General features: G+C 69.0%; 16 protein-coding genes. 6 read left to right on the top strand and 10 right to left on the bottom strand.

What is annotated here, in order from left to right; genetic code table 11:
- Window positions 1–27: 27 nt before the first annotated feature.
- Together NM1_RS07385 and NM1_RS07380 are read right to left on the bottom strand one after the other, a co-directional pair.
- Window positions 28–714, bottom strand: a complete 687-nt coding sequence (locus NM1_RS07385; protein WP_147288861.1) for a DUF6875 domain-containing protein — start codon at window positions 712–714, stop codon at window positions 28–30.
- 236 nt (window positions 715–950) lie between these two features.
- Window positions 951–2,342, bottom strand: coding sequence for a glycine--tRNA ligase (locus tag NM1_RS07380; protein WP_068015518.1), 1,392 nt, complete (start codon window positions 2,340–2,342; stop codon window positions 951–953).
- Window positions 2,343–2,577: 235 nt separating this feature from the next.
- Between NM1_RS07380 and NM1_RS07375 the strand changes: the two genes are divergently transcribed.
- Both NM1_RS07375 and NM1_RS07370 read left to right on the top strand, forming a co-directional pair.
- On the top strand, window positions 2,578–2,973 hold the full coding sequence (locus NM1_RS07375) for an ArsR/SmtB family transcription factor (RefSeq protein ID WP_246010802.1): 396 nt from the start codon (window positions 2,578–2,580) through the stop codon (window positions 2,971–2,973).
- A gap of 3 nt (window positions 2,974–2,976) precedes the next feature.
- On the top strand, window positions 2,977–3,420 hold the full coding sequence (locus tag NM1_RS07370) for a Fur family transcriptional regulator (protein ID WP_068015515.1): 444 nt from the start codon (window positions 2,977–2,979) through the stop codon (window positions 3,418–3,420).
- Window positions 3,421–3,470: 50 nt separating this feature from the next.
- Here the strand turns inward: NM1_RS07370 and NM1_RS07365 are convergent, their stop codons facing one another.
- The gene (locus tag NM1_RS07365; RefSeq protein ID WP_068015506.1) at window positions 3,471–4,430 is read right to left on the bottom strand and encodes a hypothetical protein; all 960 of its coding nucleotides are present in this window, start codon (window positions 4,428–4,430) and stop codon (window positions 3,471–3,473) included.
- A 102-nt stretch (window positions 4,431–4,532) separates the two neighbouring features.
- On the opposite strand from NM1_RS07365, the gene NM1_RS07360 reads away from it, so the two are divergent.
- The gene (locus tag NM1_RS07360; protein WP_068015498.1) at window positions 4,533–5,186 is read left to right on the top strand and encodes a TetR/AcrR family transcriptional regulator; all 654 of its coding nucleotides are present in this window, start codon (window positions 4,533–4,535) and stop codon (window positions 5,184–5,186) included.
- 67 nt (window positions 5,187–5,253) lie between these two features.
- Here the strand turns inward: NM1_RS07360 and NM1_RS07355 are convergent, their stop codons facing one another.
- From NM1_RS07355 to NM1_RS07340, 4 genes are all read right to left on the bottom strand, one after another.
- The gene (locus NM1_RS07355) at window positions 5,254–5,658 is read right to left on the bottom strand and encodes a hypothetical protein (RefSeq protein ID WP_068015495.1); all 405 of its coding nucleotides are present in this window, start codon (window positions 5,656–5,658) and stop codon (window positions 5,254–5,256) included.
- Window positions 5,655–6,464, bottom strand: coding sequence for an isoprenyl transferase (locus tag NM1_RS07350; protein WP_114699431.1), 810 nt, complete (start codon window positions 6,462–6,464; stop codon window positions 5,655–5,657). Before NM1_RS07350 ends, NM1_RS07355 begins: the two co-directional genes overlap by 4 nt.
- Before the next feature lie 168 nt (window positions 6,465–6,632).
- Entirely contained in the window at window positions 6,633–7,364 is a 732-nt protein-coding gene (locus NM1_RS07345; RefSeq protein WP_068015601.1) for an arginase family protein, read from the bottom strand.
- A 122-nt stretch (window positions 7,365–7,486) separates the two neighbouring features.
- Window positions 7,487–8,137: a hypothetical protein gene (locus NM1_RS07340; protein ID WP_068015492.1), complete on the bottom strand. Its 651-nt coding sequence runs from the start codon at window positions 8,135–8,137 to the stop codon at window positions 7,487–7,489.
- A gap of 120 nt (window positions 8,138–8,257) precedes the next feature.
- On the opposite strand from NM1_RS07340, the gene NM1_RS07335 reads away from it, so the two are divergent.
- Together NM1_RS07335 and NM1_RS07330 are read left to right on the top strand one after the other, a co-directional pair.
- Entirely contained in the window at window positions 8,258–8,926 is a 669-nt protein-coding gene (locus tag NM1_RS07335; RefSeq protein ID WP_068015489.1) for a TetR/AcrR family transcriptional regulator, read from the top strand.
- Window positions 8,927–8,962: 36 nt separating this feature from the next.
- Window positions 8,963–9,553, top strand: a complete 591-nt coding sequence (locus NM1_RS07330) for an RNase H family protein (protein WP_211339331.1) — start codon at window positions 8,963–8,965, stop codon at window positions 9,551–9,553.
- A gap of 102 nt (window positions 9,554–9,655) precedes the next feature.
- On the opposite strand, the gene recO is transcribed toward NM1_RS07330, so the two are convergent.
- Window positions 9,656–10,432 carry a DNA repair protein RecO gene (gene recO / locus NM1_RS07325; RefSeq protein ID WP_068015481.1) on the bottom strand — a complete coding sequence of 259 codons (777 nt, stop codon included), beginning with the start codon at window positions 10,430–10,432 and terminating at the stop codon, window positions 9,656–9,658.
- 51 nt (window positions 10,433–10,483) lie between these two features.
- On the bottom strand, window positions 10,484–10,897 hold the full coding sequence (locus tag NM1_RS07320; RefSeq protein WP_068015479.1) for a hypothetical protein: 414 nt from the start codon (window positions 10,895–10,897) through the stop codon (window positions 10,484–10,486).
- Window positions 10,898–11,160: 263 nt separating this feature from the next.
- Between NM1_RS07320 and NM1_RS07315 the strand changes: the two genes are divergently transcribed.
- Window positions 11,161–12,582, top strand: coding sequence for an amidase (locus tag NM1_RS07315; protein WP_068015477.1), 1,422 nt, complete (start codon window positions 11,161–11,163; stop codon window positions 12,580–12,582).
- A 12-nt stretch (window positions 12,583–12,594) separates the two neighbouring features.
- Here the strand turns inward: NM1_RS07315 and NM1_RS07310 are convergent, their stop codons facing one another.
- Window positions 12,595–15,402: a type 1 periplasmic-binding domain-containing protein gene (locus tag NM1_RS07310; protein ID WP_068015474.1), complete on the bottom strand. Its 2,808-nt coding sequence runs from the start codon at window positions 15,400–15,402 to the stop codon at window positions 12,595–12,597.
- Window positions 15,403–15,429: the final 27 nt, after the last annotated feature.

The raw sequence follows: 15,429 nt of genomic DNA, 5'->3' as shown, positions 1-15,429 counted from the left end.
CTGCTCACCGGGACCGGCAGCGGCGAATCACTCGGGCTGCGCGTGGTAGGCCGGAACCTCGACGTCCGGCCGGGATGTCAAGCGCCCCACCACGACCGCGCGGACATGCGCGGGCAGCGACGGCGCGAACTTCCGGACGTAGGAGTTCATCCACTCCGGTCGTTCCAGCAGAAAGGGAAAATCGGTCGTCATCATGCTCCGCACCACGAGCATCGGCAGCGGCGCGTCAAGGGGTCGAAAGTCCTTGTTCCACAATCCCGGTTGATCACATCCGGGATAGAACTGACCGAGCATGTTCCCCTGCTCGACGAATTTGCTCTTGAGTTCGTCGTGGATCACATCGATCGCCGAATAGTCGACCAGATCCGGAAATACCGTGATCATTGCGCGCAGCACCGAGGTGGAACTTCCGTTGCCGGTCGGCAGCATCGGATACACCTCGAGCGCATCGGTGATTATCGTGCGCATCCACTCCAGCCGCGGCCGCGGACCGGGAATGTGCCCTATCCACAACAGATCTCGCGTCATAGACGGCCGCACGAAGGGGCACACCGGCCCGTCTCTGCCCAGCTCATCGCACGACAGGGTGAGGAACCGCTCCGCCCACATTCGGAATACCCCGGCCGTTCGGCTCTCGGTCGAACCGACCGTTTCGGTTTCCGACAACGAGGCCCACCGCATCCCCGACCGGGGGCCGACAACACTCTCGCTCATTGCTTCCACCTCGCGGCAGGGTGCGACGACTGACGCCGTGATTACGGCGATGCACCCCTGCAATATTCATATTGTCCGAGAGGAGGGAGATGTTTCATGAGTAGTCGGCTACCCCAATTACCGGGGACCCGAATTCACGGGGCTTCGTGAGCCGCGCTAAAGGACGACTTAACCGATAACGGCGACCACAAATCTGAAAATGATTCTTACGGTATCGATATCGCCCACGCGGTGCGCTATGCCCCGAGCAGCCGCTGCGCCAGGTAGCCCTCGACCTGATCGAGCGCGATCCGCTCCTGTGCCATGGAATCCCGCTCGCGCACGGTCACCGCGTGATCCTCGAGGGTGTCGAAGTCGACGGTGATGCAGAACGGGGTGCCGATCTCGTCCTGGCGGCGGTAGCGCTTGCCGATCGCCTGCGCGTCGTCGAACTGCACGTTCCAGTTCTTGCGTAGCTGCGCGGCGAGATCGCGGGCCTTCGGCGACAGATCGGCGTTGCGCGACAACGGAAGCACGGCCGCCTTCACCGGCGCCAGGCGGCGGTCCAGCCGCAGCACGGTGCGCTTCTCCATGACGCCCTTGGCGTTCGGCGCCTCGTCCTCGTTGTAGGCGTCGATGAGGAAGGCCATCAGCGAGCGGGTCAGACCGGCCGCGGGCTCGATCACGTACGGGATGTAGCGCTCGCCCGTGGCCTGATCGAAGTAGTTCAGCTCCTGGCCCGAATGCTCCGAATGCGTCTTCAGGTCGAAGTCGGTGCGGTTGGCCACGCCCTCCAGCTCACCCCACTCGCTGCCCTGGAAGTGGAAGCGGTACTCGATGTCGACCGTACGGGTCGAGTAATGCGACAGCTTCTCCTTCGGGTGCTCGTAGAGCCGCAGGTTCTCCGGGTCGATGCCCAGGTCGGTGTACCAGGCCAGGCGGGTGTCGATCCAGTACTGGTGCCATTGCTCGTCTTCACCCGGCTTGACGAAGAACTCCATCTCCATCTGCTCGAACTCGCGGGTGCGGAAGATGAAGTTGCCGGGCGTGATCTCGTTGCGGAAGCTCTTGCCGATCTGCGCGATGCCGAACGGCGGCTTCTTGCGCGCGGTGGTCATCACGTTGGAGAAGTTGACGAAGATACCCTGCGCGGTCTCCGGGCGCAGGTAGTGCAGGCCCTCCTCGGACTCGATCGGGCCGAGGTAGGTCTTGAGCATCATGTTGAAGTCGCGCGGCTCGGTCCACTGGCCGACGGTGCCGCAGTCCGGGCACGCGACCGAGGCCATCGGGACCGTATCCGGATCCTCGATCTTGTTCTTCTCCGCGTACGCCTCCTGCAGGTGGTCCTGCCGGTGCCGGTGATGGCAGTTGAGGCATTCGACCAGCGGATCGTTGAACACGTTGACGTGGCCCGACGCCACCCACACCTGACGCGGCAGAATGATCGAGGAGTCCAGGCCCACCACGTCGTCGCGGCTGGTCACCATGGACCGCCACCACTGCCGCTTGATGTTCTCCTTCAGCTCCACACCCAGCGGGCCGTAGTCCCACGCCGACCTGGTGCCTCCGTAGATCTCACCACTGGGGAACACGAGACCCCGGCGCTTGGCGAGATTGGCGACGGTGTCGACCTTCGACTTGGGTGCCACGACTGAAGCTCTCCCTCTGGGATGGGTGCGATAAGCGATTCGGTCCAGCGTATCGGCCGCACCCGGGCGCGGTCGAAGCAGTATCCGCACCCGCCGCACGGCTGTGGCCTCCCCCATACCCACCCCGCCGAAAACTACGATTTCGCACCATACGGGAGACACGGGGCAGCCAAGATTGACATGCGCACCTGTGCATACCAATAATGGCATCGGTTTCCAATAAGGAGTTGGTTCGATGACCGCCGACAGCGGTGTCCCCGCACGGCGCAGCCGCGTCGCCGTGGAGGCACCCACCCCGATCCCGCACGACCCGTATCCGTACCGGGCTCCCAGCGCTCCCGAGGTGCCGCCGCGAGGCATCCTGGACAACGCGGGCGAGCTGCTACGCGCGCTGGCGGCCCCGGTGCGCATCGCAATCGTGCTGCAGCTACGCGAGTCTCCGCGCTGCGTGCACGAATTGGTCGATACCCTGGGCGTGACGCAGCCGCTGGTGAGCCAGCACCTGCGCATCCTGAAGTCGGCGGGCGTGGTGCGCGGGGAGCGCACCGGGCGCGAGGTGATCTACGAACTCGTCGACGACCACCTGGCGCGTATCGTCGTCGACGCCGTCGCACATGCCGAGGAAGGGTGATTCGTGCCGGACCACACGGGCACAGCCGAGAAGACTGTCGGGATTCGCAGCACCCGCCAGCGGAGCGCGATCGCCGCGCTGCTCGGTGATATCGAAGAGTTCCGCTCCGCCCAGGAGCTGCACGACGAGCTGCGCCGCCGCGGCGAGGGTATCGGCCTGACCACCGTCTACCGCACCCTGCAGTCGCTGGCCGAGGCCGGCAAAGTGGACGTGCTGCGCACCGACACCGGCGAGTCGGTCTACCGCCAGTGCTCCAAGGGCCACCACCACCATCTGGTCTGCCGCCACTGCGGCCGCACCGTGGAGGTGGAGGGCCCGACCGTCGAGGCCTGGGCCGAATCCGTCGCCGGCGCGCACGGATTCACCGACATCAGCCACACCATGGAGGTCTTCGGCACCTGCCGCCAGTGCGCCGCCGTCCGCGACGGCCACACCGCCCGCGCCTGAAAAACGAGAGCGCGCCCCGTCCGGTTGCGGACGGGGCGCGAGGAAAGCGGTCAGGCTGCGACCGGCTCCGGGGACAGGGCCGCGCGGCGGGGGCGCAGCGCGGCGACGCCCAGCAGGGCCAGGGCGGCTCCCGCCCAGCAGAGCAGCACGATCAGCGGGGCCATGGCGCCGTTGCCGTCGAAGAAGGCGACCGAGCGGAGCAGGGTCGCGGCGGCGCCCGGCGGCAGCAGCTGGCCGATCTCGCCCCACGGCTGCGGCAGCATCTCGGGCGCCGAGGTGGCGGCGGAGAACGGGTTGCCGATCAGCAGCATGAGCAGCGCTCCGAGGCCGATACCCGCCTCACCCATGACGCTGAACAGCCCCACGATCGTGCCCGCGACCGCGAAGGACACCAATCCCGCGATGACGGACAGGGTGAGGTAGGAGCCCGGTAGCACCTGGAACCAGCCCTGTGCCACAGCCATGCTCAACAGTCCCGCCGCGATGCCGAACGTGACGAGCCCGAGCAGTCGCGTGCCGATCGTCGGCACCAGCAGGCTCAGCAGTACACCGGCCGCGATACCGGCCATCACCAGCGGCAGCACCATGGCACCGAAGGCGGCGCCGCGCGGATCGTCCGGATCGGCGGGCACCACGTCCTGCACCGGCGCGGCCGGGGCTCCCGACAGCTGCTGCGCTATTGCGGTGAGCTGTTGCGCCACAACGGGACTCGCCGCGGAAGCGACCAGCACCCGCGGCGCCCCGCCACCGGTGACGATCGCGCCGTAGGCATCGCGGTCGTCGATGGCCGTGCGGGCGGCCGCCTCGTCGGCGACGGTGGTGATCGCGAATGCCTCGCGATCGTGCTCGGCCAGTTTGCCCGCGACCATCGGCGCCTGCGGACCGGCCACCACGAGCGGTAGATCGTGCGGCTTCATATTCGCCGCCGGCCAAGCGAAGGCGATCAGCATGACGGCTTGGATCAACGCGGCGGCGAGGCCCACCGCGACGGCGCGCGACGTGGCGTTCATGACGTGCTCCCAAAAAATCGGAGGATCGTTCTTTTTGATGCCCCTACGGTCGCATCGGCGGACCACCTTGTCAAGAACGGATATTCGTTTTATTTTGGGAACATGCCCCGAGTCAGCGAGGAACACCTCGAACGCCGACGCCAGCAAATCCTCGACGCCGCGCAGCAGTGTTTCGCCCGCAAGGGGTTCCACGCGACGTCGATGCAGGACGTCTTCGCCGAGTCAGGGATGTCGGCCGGTGCCGTCTACCGGTACTTCAAGAGCAAGGACGAACTCATCGCGGCCCTCGCCGCCGATGCCACCGCCCTACTGCGCGGCGTCATGGAGGGCGTCATCCACGACGATCCGCTGCCGGAACCCGTGGCGGTGGTCAGGGCGCTCACCGAGGAGATCGCGCGGCTGGCCGAGGCCGGTGGCCGCGTTCGGCTGGCGCCGCACGCCTGGGCGCTGGCCCTCACCGACGACACCGTCAACGGGTACGTCCGCACCGCCATGGGCATGCTGCGCGAACGCTGGCGCGAATACGCCGACCGCATGCGCGACGCCGGATGGCTGCCTGCCGATGCCGACACGGGTGCCGTCGCCCAGGTTCTCCTCGGTGTCCTGCCCGGGTTCGTGCTGCAGCACCTGATCCTCGGCGACGTCACGCCCGCATCGATGGCGCACGGGGTCGAGTTGCTGCTGCCCGGCTATCGGCGCACGGATGATTCCGGCCCGCACGCGGAGCCCCGGTCCACCGGTTCAGGTAGTCGCTGACGCCCACAGCGGTCAGGGCACCAAATTCCCGCCGCGTTCGTCCGGGCCGGACATGGCTGCCGTGCGCTCAGGGCACCAGTCCCTGCCGCGCCCGTCCCGCGCCGGACAACACCAGCAGCAGCATGGTGGTGAGGGCCTCGTCGTCCAGCCCGGCGGCCGGGAAGGTGTAGCGCAGGATCACGTCGGCGAGCTTCTCGTGGCCGAAGATCGTGATCGAGCCGAACTGCAGGGCGCTGTTGCGGTCGGCGACCCGCTTGTGCAATTGCGGCTTGAGCGGACGATCCCACGCCAGCACGCAGGTGAGGGTGAGCACGTCCAGCCCCGGTGACAGGTTCACCCCGCGCAGCGAGCACAGCGCGCCCTCGTACTCGAAGCCGAAACCGCCGTCCTCGATCCGCACATCGATGTCGTAGTGGGCCAGGCAGGCGCCGGCGCGCACCTGCAGTTCCTGCGCCGCGGTCAGTTCGGTCATTTCACCCCACCGAAGCGTCGATCGCGCTTGGCGTACTCCACGCAGGCCTCCCACAGGTTGCGGCGGTCGAAATCGGGGAACAGGGTGTGCTGGTAGACGAACTCGGCGTAGGCCGACTGCCAGATCAGGAAGTTCGAGCTGCGCAGCTCGCCGGACGGCCGCAGGAACAGGTCCACATCGGGCATGTCCGGCTCGTCGAGATACTTGGCGAAGGTCGTCTCGTCGACCTTCTCCGGGTCCAGCTCCCCCGCCGCCACCCGGCGCGCGATTTCCCTTGCGGCGTCCGCGATTTCGGAGCGTCCGCCGTAGTTGACGCACATGGTGAGGTTCATCACCGTGTTGTCCCTGGTGAGCTCCTCGGCGATCTCGAGCTCCTTGATCACGCTGCGCCACAATCGCGGTCGCCGTCCCGCCCAGCGCACGCGCACCCCCATCTCGTGCATCTCGTCGCGGCGGCGGCGGATCACGTCGCGGTTGAAGCCCATGAGGAAGCGCACCTCATCCGGGCTGCGGCGCCAGTTCTCGGTCGAAAAGGCATACGCCGACAGCCATTTCACGCCGATCTCGATGCAGCCCTCGACGGTGTCCATCAGCACCGCCTCGCCGCGCTCGTGCCCGGCGGTACGGGGTAATCCGCGATCCTGCGCCCAGCGCCCGTTGCCGTCCATCACCAGCGCCACATGCCTGGGCACGAATTGGGCCGGCAGGTCCGGCGCCTTGGCGCCCGACGGATGCGGTGACGGCGGGCGAATCGTGCGGGCGGGCCGTGCTGTGGGTTGGGTGCGGTTACCGATCACGGGTTCCATCCTGCATCACCGGGTCCGGGGCCGGTCCACGACCACGGTTCGGGCCTGCGGGGCCGACGGGCGCCGCACCGATCCGGCCTGCGCATCCACCATTCGCTCGCCCACGGCAACCATCGACACCTCGGGGCGGAAAGTGGGCGCGGAGGCCGGTCGAGTCGAGCACTCGGCTCACAGCTGACCTGTCAGCGCCCGCACCCGGTCGGCTGCCCCGGCGCCGTCGCGCCAGGTGCAGGCGATGCCGACGGCGGCGACGCGGCCGGTGTCCAGGACACGGCGAACGGCCTCGGCGACAGCAGGCAGCCTGGGCCCGCCCGGGGTCGGGAAGAGCAGGCCGGGTAGGTCCTGCGGGTCGATCACGTCACAGTCCAAGTGCAGGTACAGCGGGGCGTCCGGGAGTTCGCCGAGATCGTGCACCGGACGCTGCCGGATCGCCGCAGTGCGCAGGTACTCCACCTCGGGCGGGTCGAGATCGCGGCCGTCTACCAGGACCGCCCGCTCCTCGGGGACGGTACGCAGCCCTATGCGGTCGGCCATCAGCTCCCGCCCGTAGCCCACCAGCATCCGCAGCGGGAACCCGCCGAGATACCCGGACGCCGAGGTCTCCACCGTCTGCACATCGCCGTGCGCATCGAACCACACGATGCCCGGATCCAGTCCCGCCTGCTGCAGCCCCGTCACCGTGCCGAGCGAGGTGGTGCAGTCCCCCGACACGACCACCGGCCGATCGCCACCCCGGACGGCCTCGGCCACTCGCTCGGCGACGGCTTCGTAGAGCACCGCCATCCGTGCCCATGGATCATCACTGTCCGGAAGTTCCTGGGTGACAACGACATCCGGCACGATCGGGGCATCGAACTCCGGCCGATACTCGTCGAGGTGATACGGCAGGAGGACACGCATGGAGCGAGCGTAGTGCAGGTCCCGCGACCGGGCAGCCGAATTTGTCACCCGCCAGGCCGATTCCGGCGGCCGAACGCTCGCCACCGCGGGCCCGCGGCCGTTCGGAGCATGTCGCGCGCGAATCACACACCCAGCAGCGCGATGCCGTAGGCGACGATCCACGCGATCCAGCCGAGCCAGCCGACCAGGCCCACCACCGCGATCCGGTTGGTCCCGTCCACGTTGTACGGGCTGGCCGACGAGGACACGAAAAGCAGTGCGGCACTGATGTATCCGAGCCACGCGTGCCAGCCGGGAATGAACCCGGAACCGTCGCCGGCGACGGTGAAGCCGAGCAGCGCCACGGCCAGGAACAGCTGGTTGAATCCGAACAGCACGTTGCTCAGCGCCCACAGCGCCACCGTCGAGCCGCGGTCGTGCCGCGCGGCCGCGGCCATGCCGAACCGCAGCGCCTCGACGCAGGCGAAGGTGACGTTCTGCATGAGCACCCCGGCAAACCCCACCAGCGCCCACGCCCCGCCCCCCGTCCCGCCGCGCCACAGCTGCGCCAGCAGGCCCGCCGCGAACACCGTCGTGCACACCCACGTGAGCGGCGCCAATACCGACGGCCGCCGCAGCGCGTCGCCGACGGCGGCGAAGGACTCCACGACCTCGTCCAGGCTCCGGCCCGACATCGGCATGGGCAGCCGCCCGCGCACATAGAAGACGTTGACGACCACCGCCAGCACGACGAACCCGATACCGCCCAGTCCGGCCAGATCGGTGAGACTCATCCGGCACCCCTTCCCGAGGTGGATCCTGCCGCCGACCCGGTCGGAGGCAGCCGGGAGGACGTCCCGGAATTGATTTAACGCGTCCTATATTCAATATAAGCATGAGTAGACTGGAGGGCAATGACGGACGCACAACCGGAACGGCGGCGCTACGACTCGCTCCGCAGGCAGGCGCAGGCCCATCGCACCCGCGCCGATATCGCCGATGCCGCCCGCCGCCTGTTCGTCGCCCAGGGCTGGGCGACGACCACGGTGCGCGATGTGGCCCGCGAGGCGGGGGTCTCGGTCCCGACCGTCTACGCCGCCTACACCAACAAGACCGGCCTGGTCCGGGCGCTGGTGGAGGCGGCGGACCTGACCGCCGACATGTCGCGAATGCTCACCGAGTTGGAGGGCGCCACCGATCCCCGCCGCCAGCTCGCCGCGATGGCCGGATACGACCGCCGCCTCTTCGAACACTCCGGCGATCTGATCGGCCTGATCCGCGAGGCGGGCCGCACCGAGCCCGACCTCGCGGACGCCTACCGCCGCGGCCGCAGCCTCGCCGACGAAACCCGCATCCAGGTCTTCGAGTCGTGGCCCGCGGGCACGCTGCGCCCGGAACTCGACATCCCCACGGCCGTAGACATTTTCGCCGCCCTGTGCAATATCGACGTCTACCTCACCCTGACCGTCGAACGCGCCTGGCTCCCGGATCGGGTCGAACGCTGGTGGACCGAAGCCCTGACTCGCGAACTCCTGAACGACCCGGACCACACGGTTCGGGTTTCCCGTCCTCACATCGAGTGACGTGATCGGGCCGCGGTGTCGCGTCGCTTTCACGCCATGGTGGTACCGGAGGTGACCGGAGGCGTAACGTCGTGCGGTATGGCGAATGGCGGGGAGGACGTCGTCGAGATCTTCGCCGGCGGCGTGTGCTGGGGTAGTCCGGGGCCCGGTGGATGGGGCGCGCTACTGCGTTCGGGGCACGGTGAAGGGGAGATCTTCGGAGGCGAACCGTCTACCACCGGCAGCCGTATGGAGCTGATGGCGGTGGTCTGCGCGTTGGAAGAGTTGTCGCGTCGGGCCGCGGTCCGATTGTCTACGGACAGTGAGTATGTGGTGCTCGGCGTGTCCAGGTCGTTGCCGCAGTGGCGGGTCGACGGTTCGCTGACCGGTGACGGGCAGGCGATTGTGGATGTCGATCTGTGGCGGCGGCTGGACGAACTGATCCAGGAGCACGATATCGATTGGCTGTGGCGGCGCGGTCACGGTGATGAGTTCGAACATGACCGTGTGGGCCGGCTGGCTGTGCGCGGTGCGGGAGAGGGAGCGGCGGGCGAGCCCGGTCCGGGCCGATCTGCGCGAACCGGGTCCAGGATGTCCGCGGGGGGTTGGCTGGGAGAGTTGTTGTCGTCGTTGATCGCACGGTGGTAACCGTTCGGCAGGTACCCACCGTCCGCCGTGGAGACACGCTCACCGGTCGAAGGTCGCCGCCGGGGCGCCGAATCGAATTCCGTTGCCTGGCAAACGATCCGCTCAGCCGACCCGGCTCTCCTCCGGCTCCGGTACCGCGCCGTGCGGGCGGGTGCGTTCGATGAGGGGCAGGGTGCGGAGCTGGCGTTCGAGGTGCCATTGCAGGTGGGCGGCGGTGAGGCCGCTGGCCTGGCGGCGCACCGATTCGGAGACGGTGTCGATACCCGACCATTCGCCGCGGCAGAGGGCGCTCATCAGGTCCAGCACACCCACCGCCGGGGTGGCCGAGCCCGGCGGGCGGCAGTGCACGCACACGGCTCCCCCGGCGGCCACGTGGAAGGCGCGGTGCGGGCCGGGGGTGGCGCACCGGGCGCAGTCGTCCAGCGCGGGCGCCCAGCCCGCGAAACCCATGGCGCGCAACAGGAATGCGTCCAGAATCAGTTCGTGCGGGCGCTGCTGGGCGGCGATCGCGCGCAGCGCACCGGCGGTGAGGGTGTGCAGCCGCGGCGCCGGGGCGCGCTCCTCGCCGGCCAGCCGCTCGGCGGTCTCCAGCACCGCGCACGCGGTGGTGTAGCGGCCGTAGTCGGCGACGATATCGGCCGCGAACGCCTCGACCGTGTGCACCTGGGTGACGGTGTCGAGATTGCGCCCGGGATACAGCTGAATATCGACGTACGCGAACGGCTCCAGCCGCGCCCCGAACTTCGACCGCGTGCGCCGCACCCCCTTGGCCACCGCCCGCACCAGCCCGTGCTGACGCGTGAGCAGCGTGACGATGCGATCGGCCTCCCCCAGCTTGTGCTGGCGCAGCACTACCGCATGATCACGATACAAACGCACGGCCCTATCCTCCCACGCCCGGACGACAGCGCCCGACCGCCACGCCCCGGCTCACGGCTGGACGCCGACGCCCTCGCGGTATACCTGGGCGATGCGGGGGGCGTGCAAGGTGCGCAGGAGCAGGGTGGTCCAGCCGCTGCGTGCGCGGTCGATGGCGAAGTTGTCCGACTCGAGCAGCATGCGTTCGGGGCCCTGCGGCTCCATCGTGACGGCGGGGTGACCGAGCGGGACGTCGATCAGCGCGGTGCGGTTGCCCCACACGATCAGGCGGCGCCGGCTCATCGCGACGGCACCGGTATCGATGTTCTCCCAGCTCGACGAGGCGTAGTGCAGCGCTGTCCGATAACTGCGGTGCGCGACCGATCCGCTGATGGGACCGAATACGACGATCCCTTCCGACTCCAGATCCGAACGCAGTTGTAGCGGTAGCTCTTTCGAGCCGAACGCTCGGGACATCCACTTCACGAAGAAGCATCGTAGGGCGCTTGCACCCTCGGCGTCGATGGCACTGGACGGCCGACCTGCGAAAATGCAGACCGCGCGACATCACAATTCGACTACGGCTCGCGGCCACCGGAGTCCGGTGCCCGCCCGCCTTCCGAGCAGGACTCTCCAAGCCCAGGTCAGCGAGCTATCCGGGCCCACGTCGCAAGGAAAGGGACACCCATCCTGGACGTACGACCAGATGCGCGCTACCTTTCCAGCAGACGGAGGAGACGGAGATCACCATGACCACGGCCTCGACACGCGACCTCGGGCTGGCCGAGATGGCGGCCGCGATCGCCCAGGGCGCGACCACCGCGGTGGCGGCCACCACCGACGCCCTCGACCGGATCGAGGCGAGTCAGCCGAAGCTCAACGCCTTCCGGGTGATTCGCCGCGAGCGTGCCCTCGCCGAGGCCGCGGAGGCCGACCGGCAGGTGGCCGCCGGGGCCCGGCTGCCGCTGCTGGGCGTGCCGATCGCGATCAAGGACGATACCGATATCGCCGGGGAGCCAACGGCATTCGGCTGCGGCGGCGACTTCCCGGCGCAGACCGAGGACGCCGAGGCGGTGCGCAGGCTGAAGGCCGCGGGCGCGGTGATCGTCGGCAAGACCAACACCTGCGAGATCGGCCAGTGGCCGTTCACCGATGCCGAATCCTTCGGCTACACCCGCAACCCCTGGAATGCCGGGCGCACCCCCGGCGGCTCCTCGGGCGGTTCCGCGGCGGCGGTCGCGGCCGGATTGGTGCCTGCCGCACTGGGTTCCGACGGTGCGGGCTCGGTGCGCATCCCGTCCTCGTGGACGAATCTGGTCGGGATCAAGCCGCAGCGCGGCCGCATCTCCACCTGGCCGCGGGCCGAATCGTTCAACGGGCTCACCGTCAACGGCCCGCTCGCGCGCACCGTCGCCGACGCCGCGCTGCTGCTCGACGTCGCGGCCGGGCCGCATCCCGGCGACAAGCACACGCCGCCCGAGCTCCAGGTGTCGGAGGCCGTCGGACGCGATCCCGGAAAGCTGAAAATCGCACTGTCGCTGCGCATCCCGTTCACCGCCACCAGGACCGCACTGGACCCCGAGGTGGCCGACCGGGTACATGCCACGGCGAATACGCTGCGCGGGCTCGGGCACGAGGTCACCGTTGCCGACCTGCACTACGGCATCGTGATGGGTGCCAGCTTCCTGCCGCGCTCGATGACCGGCATCCGCGCCGAGCTGGCGAAACGACCAGGCGCCCAAGTGGATTCGCGCACCCGGTTCAACGCCGCGATGGGCCTGGTGCTGGGCGGCCCGGCCCTGTTCGCCGCCCGCGCCGCGGAACCGTTGCTGCACCGGCAGATCGGCCGCTTCTTCGACGACTACGACCTGGTCCTGGCTCCCACCACCGCGACCCCGCCCCCGCCCGTGGACGCCATGGACGGCCTCGGCGTCACCGCCACCGACGCCCTCATCACCGCCGCCTGCCCCTACACCTGGCCGTGGAATGTACTGGGCTGGCCCAGCATCAACGTCCCCGCCGGTTTCACCGACGCCGGACTGCCCGTCGGCGCCCAGCTCATGGGCCCGGCCGATTCCGAAGCGATGCTGGTTTCGGTTGCGTCCCAACTGGAATCCGAACTTCGCTGGGAGCGCCACCGCCCCGACGCCTGGTGGGAACGGCCCGCCTGACGCACCGCCGACTCACCGCGGCGGCGCCCACGCCTCGTCCTCGACGCGGGTGCCGACCGGGCAGCCGTCGGCTCCGCGATCCGCGCCGCTGTCGACCATGTCGCCGATCAGCAGCACACAGCGCTGCGCCTCCTTCTGATCTCGCACATTGCCGGTGCGCAGGATCCCGAGCGTGGCGTCCTCGGCCACCCGCTCGCCGCCGAACCGCAGCCGCCCGGTCACTCCCGGATAGTCGCGTTCACGCAGTTCCATGGCGATGGCCGCGCGGTTCGGCACGGCCTCGGCCCCGTCCGGATGGTGGAACCGGCCCCCGTTCTGCCGGACCGCGTCGAGGAACAGGCCCGCGACCTCGAAGGCCAGCCCGGTGCGGTCGGCCGGCCAGACCGGCCGGTACCCGCCCCCGGTCCGGGAGACCAGCTCGGCGAGCAGATTGCAGAAATTGCTGAAACCCGGTCCCGTAGGCCGGTTTCCGAGCCGACCCACCCCGTCGACGCAGTCCCTGCCGCCCAGCACCACCGGGGCGCCCTTGGTGACGTAGCGAACCGGCAGCCCGATCGGGACGACATCCAGGCCGTGCGGGTCGGCGATGACCCGCGTGGCCGCGTCGTCGGCGACGATCGTGGGCAGCGCCGCACCGCCGCAGCCGACGGTCATGGCCTTGAGGAACGAGACGAAGTCGTGGTTGCGGCCCGCGAAGAAATGCACCTCGCGCGGGTTCGCCGCCCCGCCCGAGCACGGCGCGGGCACCCGGTTCAGCTCCTGCTGTTCGGTCCAGGACTGCTCCCGGAAGGGAATGCGCCGCCGCGTCAGCTCCGCGCGCAGGGCGTCGACCAGGCTGTTGACGTACAGGTCGTCCCGGTCGACGGGGTAGTAGAGCACGAGTGAGTCGTAGCGGGACTGCCCCGCCCGGTCCTCCGTACTCGAATACCGCGCGCCCGCGACATAATCGGCCACCAGCCGAGCCTGGGACCGATTGCTCGGCACCGGCTGCAGGTACAGGGGCGACGCCTCGCTCAGCCCCTCCCCGGACAGCATGGTCGGCAGGACCGGCACACCCCATTCGCCGAGTCGCGCTATGGCACCGCGGGTGTCGGTGCTGCTGCGGTCCAATCCGACCACCCCGACGATGCTCGGATCGGTATGCACGAGATCGCGCAGCAGGTTGTCGGTCACCCACCCCGCCCGCGCCATATTCGATCCGCCGTTGGCCACGATGACCCGCAGCAGCGGCTCGGATGTGCTTTGCATCCGGTTCATCTCGTGCTGCCGCATGGCGAGCCCGGCCAGTTCCTCGGCCTGCGCGCGCGGATACCGCACATTGGTGTCGGAGTAGGTCAGGCCCGCGAAGTAGACCACCGACACCACCGGCCGCCGCGGATTGTCCCGATGGTTCCGCTCGACCTTCCGATTCTGCTCGAAAACCTGCCGCTGCAACGTGGTCAGCGTCTCGTCGTCGCCGAACAGGAAGCTGCCGTCGGTGCTGTAACCGACGCATTCGCCGCCCGCGCGGACGACGGCGGCGGCGCGGTCGGACTTCCACCATCCGCGCCCGCAGTGCCGGGCGCGGTCCGATACGGTCCACAGCGTGGTGGGCACGACGACGGCGGCGAGCAGGGCCAGCGTCACGGTCGCGACCACCCATTTCCGGCCGCCCGGCGGCGGTTTCGGCGGCCGCGGGTCGGGAGTCGGGCGCAGCTCGCGGTCGAGCGTCGCCAGCCGATCCGGCAGCCGCAACCGCAGATACCAGGCGCCGGGCACCCGCCGGCGGCGGTCCTCCCCGATCGTGTCGCGCCACTGTGCCAGCGGGTCGGCCTGTGCGCCTTCGAGTTTCCCGGTTCCGACGTGCTCCAGCTCGCCCGGCTCCCGGTCGTCCAGCGGGCGGGCCATGGTGGCGACCACCAGCAGCGGGTCGAACATACCGGCCTCGTTGCGAATATCGCTCAGTCGCCGCATCACCGCGGCACCGGGTGTGCCAGGTCCCGAACGGTCCAGCAGGACAACGGGATACGCGGTGCGACGCCAGCTCGAAGGCCGCCACAGCCGACGCCGGTAGGTGCGCCGCAGGTCCTCCAGGAACGCGTGCACCAGCAGCTTCGCCACCTGTTCGGGATCCTCGTAGCGGCGGTTGGGCTGCACCAGGCGGCTGGCGAAACCCAGGAAGCTGTCCGACAACTCGGGACTCAGGTACCGCTGGTTCATGAACCACCGGTTGTTCGACGACAGCCAGGAGATCCGCCAGCTCAGCGAAATCCACTGCCGGACAGCCCATTGCAGCAGCAGAACCAGGTTCAGCACGCGCTTGATCAACGGGATCCCGGCATCATCGGCCGGTACCTGATCACTCACCGGTTGGCCGGGGCCGCGAATCAGGTCCGGCAGCCGTTGTTTCAGGTCGGCCCGGACGTCGTGGCCATCACCGAAGTCCTGATCGACCAGCCATGCCACCGTGCGATACCGCCGAAATCGGATGCGTCCCATGCCCGTGTTGTCCCGGGCGAGACCGATCCGCAGCCGGTCGAGCACGCCCTTGCATTCGGCGACGACGTCGTCGGCACCGGAATCGCCTGTTCCCGGGGCGATCTCGGCGATATCGACATACATGCGCGGGGCCGCGCGGCGGCGGCTGGCCTCGAGCCACGCTGAAGTCCTGCTCAGCAACTCACCCGTCGCGGCGCGCTCGGACACCAGGCATACGATCGGCGGCGGCAGCGGACGGTTGCGGCGCAGCACGGTATCGCGCAGGTGTGGCAGCACCCGCGGACGCTCGTCGGGGACGAACAGGGTGCGTAGCAGGCTCAAATAGGTGGTGACGACCGGCACGTTGCCCCCTCCGTCATCAACCGGCGA

The sequence above is a fragment of the Nocardia mexicana NBRC 108244 genome, assembly GCF_001613165.1.
GTDB lineage: Bacteria > Actinomycetota > Actinomycetes > Mycobacteriales > Mycobacteriaceae > Nocardia > Nocardia mexicana.
Note: the sequence above shows the minus strand (reverse complement) of the source record. Positions and strands in the feature narration are given on the sequence as shown.

Coding starts and splice junctions, on each gene's coding strand:
- NM1_RS07385 (WP_147288861.1), bottom strand. CDS start 714: ATGAGCGAGAGTGTTGTCGGCCCCCGGTCGGGGATGCGGTGGGCCTCG.
- NM1_RS07330 (WP_211339331.1), top strand. CDS start 8,963: ATGGTGGTACCGGAGGTGACCGGAGGCGTAACGTCGTGCGGTATGGCG.
- NM1_RS07375 (WP_246010802.1), top strand. CDS start 2,578: ATGACCGCCGACAGCGGTGTCCCCGCACGGCGCAGCCGCGTCGCCGTG.
- NM1_RS07335 (WP_068015489.1), top strand. CDS start 8,258: ATGACGGACGCACAACCGGAACGGCGGCGCTACGACTCGCTCCGCAGG.
- NM1_RS07345 (WP_068015601.1), bottom strand. CDS start 7,364: ATGCGTGTCCTCCTGCCGTATCACCTCGACGAGTATCGGCCGGAGTTC.
- NM1_RS07315 (WP_068015477.1), top strand. CDS start 11,161: ATGACCACGGCCTCGACACGCGACCTCGGGCTGGCCGAGATGGCGGCC.
- NM1_RS07355 (WP_068015495.1), bottom strand. CDS start 5,658: ATGACCGAACTGACCGCGGCGCAGGAACTGCAGGTGCGCGCCGGCGCC.
- NM1_RS07340 (WP_068015492.1), bottom strand. CDS start 8,137: ATGAGTCTCACCGATCTGGCCGGACTGGGCGGTATCGGGTTCGTCGTG.
- NM1_RS07350 (WP_114699431.1), bottom strand. CDS start 6,464: ATGGAACCCGTGATCGGTAACCGCACCCAACCCACAGCACGGCCCGCC.
- NM1_RS07360 (WP_068015498.1), top strand. CDS start 4,533: ATGCCCCGAGTCAGCGAGGAACACCTCGAACGCCGACGCCAGCAAATC.
- NM1_RS07365 (WP_068015506.1), bottom strand. CDS start 4,430: ATGAACGCCACGTCGCGCGCCGTCGCGGTGGGCCTCGCCGCCGCGTTG.